This window comes from Rhodococcus sp. T7, assembly GCF_009872365.1.
Classification (GTDB): Bacteria; Actinomycetota; Actinomycetes; order Mycobacteriales; family Mycobacteriaceae; genus Rhodococcus_F.
Genome location: NZ_WXYH01000164.1, coordinates 1 through 3080 on the forward strand (window position 1 = coordinate 1; position 3080 = coordinate 3080).

The window sequence follows — 3080 nt, forward strand, 5'->3', positions numbered from 1 at the left end:
GCAGGTGGCGTCCCGGTTGGGTGCGGCGTTGGACACCCGTGTGCCGGTTCGGGTGATCTTCGAGGCGTCGACGGTCGTGGCGCTGGCGGTGCGGGCCGAGCAGCATGCCGGTGAAGGGGGGCGGCCTGCGTTGACGCGTCGGGTGCGGCCGGCGCGGATCCCGTTGTCGTTGGCGCAGCAGCGGATGTGGTTCTTCAATCAGTTCGACCCGGAGTCGGCGGCCTTCAACATACCCCTGGCAATTCGGCTGTCCGGTGATCTGGACATCGAATTGCTGCGGACCGCACTGGTCGACGTGATCGACCGGCACGAAGCGTTGCGCACGATGTTCCCGGACTCGGACCAAGGGCCGTCTCAGGTGGTCGTCCCCACGTCGGCGCTCTCGCTGAGTGTGACGCCGGAGCGGGTCGCTCCGGAGGAGGCCCATGCCCTCGTGTTCGACTTTGTCGGGCGCGGGTTCGACGTGGCCTCGGAAGTCCCGTTGCGCGTGAAGCTGTTCCAACTAGACGGCAACGAGTTCGTCCTGGTGATGGTGGTGCACCACATTTCCAGCGACGGCGGCTCGGCCGCGCCGATGTCGCGCGACCTCGTGGTGGCGTATGCCGCCCGGCATGAGGGGCATGCGCCAGGCTGGTCGCCGCTCGAGGTGCAGTATGCGGACTACACCCTGTGGCAGCGGGAGATTCTCGGCGCGCAGGACGATCCGAAGTCACTGATCTCGGAACAACTGCGGTACTGGACCGAGGTTCTGGCGGATCTACCGGAGATGGTGGAGTTGCCGACGGATCATCTGCGTCCGGCCGTACAATCGCCGCGCGGCGCCAAGGTCGGCTTCACCCTGAGTCCGAATCTGGCCGCGCGTATCGATCAGCTCGCACGAGAATATAACTCGACGTTCTTCATGGTCGCCCACGCGTCGCTGGCAGTGCTGATGGCCCGCCTGAGTGGAACTGAGGACATCCCCATCGGCACACAGATCGCCGGACGCGGCGAGGCGGCACTCGACGACCTCATCGGCATGTTCGGAAACACGCTGGTGCTGCGCACCCGCGTCGACCCCGCGAAATCCTTCGCAGATATTTTGGCCGACGTCCGGGAAGTCGACCTCGCCGCATTCGGTAACCCCGACGTTCCGCTGGAACGCCTGGTGGAAGTCCTCAATCCCACGCGCTCCACGGCCCGTTCGGCGCTGTTCCAGGTACTGCTGGTTGTTCACAATTTCGCCCGGCCCAGGATAACTCTGCCGGGCCTCGAGATCGCCCCGCTGGAAACGGACGTCGTCGGTGCGAAACTCGATCTCGAGATCCACTTCACCGGCACTTCGGATTCCGAGGGGCATCGGACCGGAATCGAGGGATCGATCGTCTATGCGCTCGACCTGTTCCAGGAGTCGTCCGTCGCCCGATTCGCGAACCAACTCGTCACCATCCTCGAGGCGGTCACACGTGATGTGACCACACCGGTCGGCGATATCGAGTTGCGAAGCGTCGACGAGTGTGCGGCGATGGATCGATGGAACGCCACCGCCGTGGTTGTCGAGGACGGGACCCTGGTTCAGCTCTTCGACGATCAGGTACGCCGGACGCCGGACGCGGTGGCGGTGGTATTCGAGGAACAGTCGTTGACTTACGCCGAGTTCGATTCTCGCGCGAATCGGCTGGCTCGCTACTTGATCTCACGAGGGGTGGGACCGGAGTCGCTGGTGGGGCTGGGCATGAGTCGCTCCCTCGAGATGATGGTGAGCATTTACGCCGCGCTCAAAGCCGGTGCCGGGTACCTGCCGCTGGATCCGGAACATCCTGCACACCGCACCGAGTACGTGATTGCGACCGCGAAGCCCGTCGTGGTGCTGACCACGTCCACGGACCGTGGTGACCTGCCGGCGTCGGTGGACGCCGACGAAGTCGACATCCTGGACCTGTCGGTCTTCGACACGGAGACGGTGACCGACGCGTCCAGGCGGGCGCCGCTGCGGCCCGAGAATCTCGCGTACGTAATCTTCACGTCCGGATCCACCGGGCGACCGAAAGGCGTCGCGGTCAGCCACCGCTCGGTGGTGAACCAGATCGAGTGGATGCGTGGCCGCTACGCGCTCGGCGATCGCGACACGGTGTTGCACAAGACGCCCATCGCGTTCGACGCGTCGGTGTGGGAGTTGTTCTATCCACTCCAGGTCGGTGCTCGATTGGTGATTGCCGCGCCTGGCGGACATCGTGATCCCGAATACCTGATGCGGATGTCCGACCGGTGGCACGTCACGATCTTGGAATTCGTGCCGTCGATGCTCGCGTTGTTCCTCGCGGAATCGTCGTTCGCACTGCCGCGGTCGCTGCGGTACGTCTCGGTCGGCGGAGAGGCGCTGCCCTCGGACTTGACCGCTCGGTTCGCCGCGCGCACCGAGGCAGTGCTGGACAATACCTACGGTCCGACGGAAGCCACGGTGACCTCGACCGTGCATCGCTGCCTGCGGGGCGTGTCGGGTCCGATACCGATCGGGAGGCCGATAAGGAACACCCGCACGTTCGTGCTGGACCGCCGGTTACACCGCGTGCCCGTCGGCGTGCCGGGGGAGTTGTATCTCGCCGGAATCCAGGTCGCCCGCGGTTATCACGCCCGCGGGGCGCTTACGGCAGAACGTTTCGTTGCCAGTCCCTTTGCCGACTCCGGTGAGCGGCTCTACCGCACGGGTGATCTGGTGCGGTGGAATTCGAACGGTAACCTCGAGTATCTGGGCCGCACCGATTCTCAGGTGAAGGTCCGTGGCCTGCGGATCGAACTCGGGGAGATCGAGACCGCACTGACGGCAGACGAGTCGGTGGACCAGGCCGTGGTGGTCGTGCGCGACGGTGAACTCGGTCAGCAGCTGGTCGGTTATGTGCTGCCGACCAGCGGGCGAACCGTCGACGTCGAGGCGGCACTCGAGGTGGTGAGTACTTCGCTGCCGAATTACATGGTGCCCGACGTACTGATGGTCCTCGACGAGTTGCCGTTGAATCCCAGTGGGAAGCTCGACCGACGGGCGTTGCCCGCGCCGTCGTTCGTCGTCCGGGAGTTTCGGGCGCCGACCACGCCGGTCGAGG

The 3080-nt window shown here is 65.2% G+C and carries 1 protein-coding gene; it reads left to right on the forward strand.

Annotated features, from left to right (window positions below):
- Positions 1-3080 (forward strand): non-ribosomal peptide synthetase (locus MLGJGCBP_RS17365; RefSeq protein WP_160097169.1); only part of this gene is annotated, 3080 nt, incomplete at both ends.